The sequence below is a fragment of the Trinickia sp. genome (assembly GCF_051961175.1).
In the GTDB taxonomy this organism is placed as follows: domain Bacteria; phylum Pseudomonadota; class Gammaproteobacteria; order Burkholderiales; family Burkholderiaceae; genus Trinickia.
Genome location: NZ_JBQCDN010000055.1, coordinates 1 through 3,533 on the forward strand (window position 1 = coordinate 1; position 3,533 = coordinate 3,533).

At 62.2% G+C, this 3,533-nt stretch carries 4 protein-coding genes and 1 pseudogene; 1 reads left to right on the forward strand and 4 read right to left on the reverse strand.

Going from position 1 to position 3,533, the window contains the following annotated elements; translation table 11 throughout:
- Positions 1-181 (forward strand): hypothetical protein (locus tag ACTHL0_RS03305; protein WP_440565165.1); only part of this gene is annotated, 181 nt, incomplete at its 5' end.
- 23 nt (positions 182-204) lie between these two features.
- Here ACTHL0_RS03305 and nuoF read toward each other — a convergent pair.
- The 4 genes and pseudogenes from nuoF to ACTHL0_RS03325 all read right to left on the reverse strand — a co-directional run.
- Positions 205-1,533, reverse strand: a complete 1,329-nt coding sequence (gene nuoF / locus ACTHL0_RS03310) for an NADH-quinone oxidoreductase subunit NuoF (protein WP_440565166.1) — start codon at positions 1,531-1,533, stop codon at positions 205-207.
- Positions 1,530-2,015 (reverse strand): NADH-quinone oxidoreductase subunit NuoE, encoded by a 486-nt coding sequence (gene nuoE, locus ACTHL0_RS03315; RefSeq protein ID WP_440565167.1) that lies wholly within the window; start codon positions 2,013-2,015, stop codon positions 1,530-1,532. Before nuoE ends, nuoF begins: the two co-directional genes overlap by 4 nt.
- 132 nt (positions 2,016-2,147) lie before the next feature.
- The gene (locus ACTHL0_RS03320) at positions 2,148-3,401 is read right to left on the reverse strand and encodes an NADH-quinone oxidoreductase subunit D (protein ID WP_440565168.1); all 1,254 of its coding nucleotides are present in this window, start codon (positions 3,399-3,401) and stop codon (positions 2,148-2,150) included.
- A gap of 9 nt (positions 3,402-3,410) precedes the next feature.
- A pseudogene (locus tag ACTHL0_RS03325) lies at positions 3,411-3,533 on the reverse strand (NADH-quinone oxidoreductase subunit C); the annotation flags it as partial.

Genomic DNA, 3,533 nt, shown 5'->3' on the forward strand with positions numbered 1-3,533 from the left:
CAGCCTGGATCACCATGCTGCCTTCGGGCACCTCGACCTTCTTCCCGTCTATTTCAAGTTCAACCATGATGGTGAATGGTCCTTAACCTATTACCGCTCAATCTTTTGCTCGCTGAACCGCCCGCCGGAAATTGTTCGGCGGCGGCCGGAAAAAAGCGATGGTTCGTGCAGCCCGCCGTGATGCCTGAGCCCACGGCGCGACCGTTACGCGAGCACCGCGTCGGCGGCGCTCGGCGCATTCGCGTGCCCACCGACGAGGCAACGCTTGTGCTGCACGTGATATTCGAATTCGTCCCAGTAGTGCTTGAGCATGCCGCGCACGGGCATCGCCGCCGCATCGCCGAGCGCGCAGATCGTGCGCCCCATGATGTTCTCGGCCACCGAGTTCAGCAGGTCCAGATCTTCCTGGCGACCTTCGCCATGCTCGATGCGGTTGACCACGCGATAGAGCCAGCCGGTGCCTTCACGGCACGGCGTGCACTGGCCGCATGACTCTTCGTAGTAGAAGTACGACAGGCGCAGCAACGAGCGCACCATGCAACGCGTTTCGTCCATGACGATGACTGCACCGGAACCGAGCATGGAGCCCGCCTTGGCGATCGAATCGTAGTCCAGATCCGTCTGCATCATCAGATCGCCGGGCACGACCGGTGCCGAGGAGCCGCCCGGAATGACGGCCTTCAGCTTCCTGCCGCCGCGCATACCGCCGGCCAACTCCATCAGCGTCGCGAACGGCGTGCCGAGCGGGACTTCATAGTTGCCCGGACGTTCGACGTCGCCCGACACCGAGAAGATCTTCGTGCCGCCGTTGTTCGGCTTGCCGAGTTCGAGATAAGCCTGCGGCCCGATCTCGAGCAGGAACGGCACCGCGGCGAACGTCTCGGTGTTGTTGATCGTCGTGGGCTTGCCATACACGCCGAAGCTCGCCGGGAACGGCGGCTTGAAGCGCGGCTGGCCCTTCTTGCCTTCGAGCGACTCGAGCAGCGCGGTTTCTTCCCCGCAGATGTACGCGCCGTAACCGTGGTGCGCGTGCAGCTGGAACGAGAAACCCGAACCGAGGATGTTATCGCCGAGCAAACCGGCGCGGCGGGCTTCATCCAGCGCCTCTTCGAAGCGTCGATAGACTTCGAAGATCTCGCCGTGGATGTAGTTGTAGCCAACCGTGATGCCCATCGCATAGGCGCCGATCGCCATCCCTTCGATCAGGGAGTGCGGGTTCCAGCGCAGGATGTCGCGGTCCTTGAACGTGCCCGGTTCGCCTTCGTCCGAGTTGCAGACGAGGTACTTCTGCCCGGGGAACTGACGCGGCATGAAGCTCCACTTCAAGCCCGTCGGAAAACCGGCGCCGCCGCGGCCGCGCAAGCCCGAAGCCTTGACGTCGGCAATGACTTGCTCGGGAGGAATCTTTTCTTCGAGGATACGGCGCAGCTGCTTGTAGCCGCCGCGCGCGACGTAATCTTCGAGATGCCAGTTCTCGCCGTTCAAGCCGGCCAGAATCAGGGGTTTGATGTGACGGTCGTGCAAAGACGTCATTTCGAAAGCTCCTCGAGCAAAGCGTCGATCTTCTCGCGGCTCATGAAGCTGCACATGCGATGGTTGTTCACGAGCAGCACGGGTGCGTCGCCGCACGAGCCGAAGCACTCGCCTTCTTTGAGCGTGAACTTGCCGTCGGGCGTCGTTTCGCCGAAGTCGATGCCGAGCTTCTGTTTCAGATATTCGGCCGTAGCCTCCGCGCCGCCATGCGGCCCGAGCTGGCACGGCAAGTTCGTGCAGAGCGTGATCTTGTGCTTACCGACGGGCGACGTCTCGTACATCGTGTAGAACGTGGCCACTTCCTGCACGGCGACGGCCGGCATGCCGAGATAGTCGGCCACGAACTGCATCAGTTCGGGCGACAGCCAGCCGTGCTCTTCCTGAGCCACGGCCAAGGCCGACATCACGGCGGACTGTTTCTGATCGGCGGGATACTTCGCCACCGCGCGATCGATTTCTTTCAGGCCATCAGCTGAGATCATTTTGAGAACACGAACTCTTTCAATTCCTACCGAACGAAAACCTGCCGCCTTTGTTCGCGGCGGCAGACCCGGCGCACCCGGCAATCAGGGGCACATTCATGCCACCCTCGTTGCTGGCGCGCCGTGCGGCGCTTACCGGTCGATTTCGCCGAACACGATGTCCTGCGTACCGATGATGGTGACAGCGTCCGCGATCATGTGGCCGCGCGCCATCTCGTCGAGCGCGGCCAGGTGCGCATAACCCGGCGCGCGGATCTTGAGGCGATACGGCTTGTTCGCGCCGTCCGACACCAGATAGATGCCGAATTCGCCCTTCGGATGCTCGACCGCGGCGTATGCCTCGCCCTCCGGCACGTGAAACCCTTCCGTGAAGAGCTTGAAGTGGTGAATCAGCTCTTCCATGTTCGACTTCATGCCTACGCGCGAGGGCGGTGCGACCTTATGGTTGTCGGTCATCACCGGCCCCGGATTCTTGCGCAGCCAGGCGATACATTGCTTGGCGATCCGTACCGATTGGCGCATCTCTTCCACGCGCACGAGGTAACGATCGTAGCAATCGCCGTTGACGCCGACAGGGATGTCGAAATCGAGCTGATCGTACACCTCGTACGGCTGCTTCTTGCGCAAATCCCACTCCACGCCCGAGCCGCGCAGCATCGGGCCCGTCAGGCCGAGCTGGAACGCACGTTCCGGGCTCACGACGCCGATCCCCACCAAGCGCTGCTTCCAGATCCGGTTGTCGGTGAGCAGCGTTTCGTATTCGTCGACGCAACCCGGGAAGCGCGTGAAGAAATCGTCGATGAAGTCGAGCAGCGAGCCTTGGCGCGCTTCGTTCATGCGCTCCAGCGCCTTCGCATTGCGAATCTTCGACGCCTTGTATTGCGGCATCGCGTCCGGCAGATCGCGATAGACGCCGCCCGGACGGTAGTAGGCCGCGTGCATCCGCGCGCCCGACACCGCCTCATAGACGTCCATCAGATCCTCGCGTTCGCGGAACGCATAGAGGAACACGGCCATCGCACCGACGTCGAGCGCGTGCGCGCCGATCCACATCAGGTGGTTCAAGACGCGCGTGATTTCGTCGAACAGCACGCGGATGTACTTCGCTCGCACCGGCACGTCGATGCCGAGCAGCTTTTCGATCGCGAGCACATAGCCGTGCTCGTTGACCATCATCGACACGTAGTCGAGACGATCCATATACGGCACGGACTGGATGTAGGTCTTGTTCTCGGCGAGCTTTTCCGTCGCGCGATGCAGCAGGCCGATGTGCGGATCGGCGCGCTGAATCACTTCGCCGTCGAGCTCGAGCACGAGGCGCAGCACACCGTGCGCAGCCGGGTGCTGCGGGCCGAAGTTGAGCGTGTAGTTCTTGATCTCTGCCATGGCGGCCTCTTAGTGTTTCAGACCGCCGTAGCGATCCTCGCGAATCACGCGCGGCGTGATTTCGCGCGGCTCGATCGTCACCGGCTGGTAGACGACGCGCTTTTCTTCCGGGTCGTAGCGCATTTCGACATA

Excerpts from the sequence above, each read along its gene's own strand:
- nuoF (WP_440565166.1), bottom strand. The coding sequence starts at position 1,533 with ATGACGTCTTTGCACGACCGTCACATCAAACCCCTGATTCTGGCCGGC.
- ACTHL0_RS03320 (WP_440565168.1), bottom strand. The coding sequence starts at position 3,401 with ATGGCAGAGATCAAGAACTACACGCTCAACTTCGGCCCGCAGCACCCG.
- nuoE (WP_440565167.1), bottom strand. The coding sequence starts at position 2,015 with ATGATCTCAGCTGATGGCCTGAAAGAAATCGATCGCGCGGTGGCGAAG.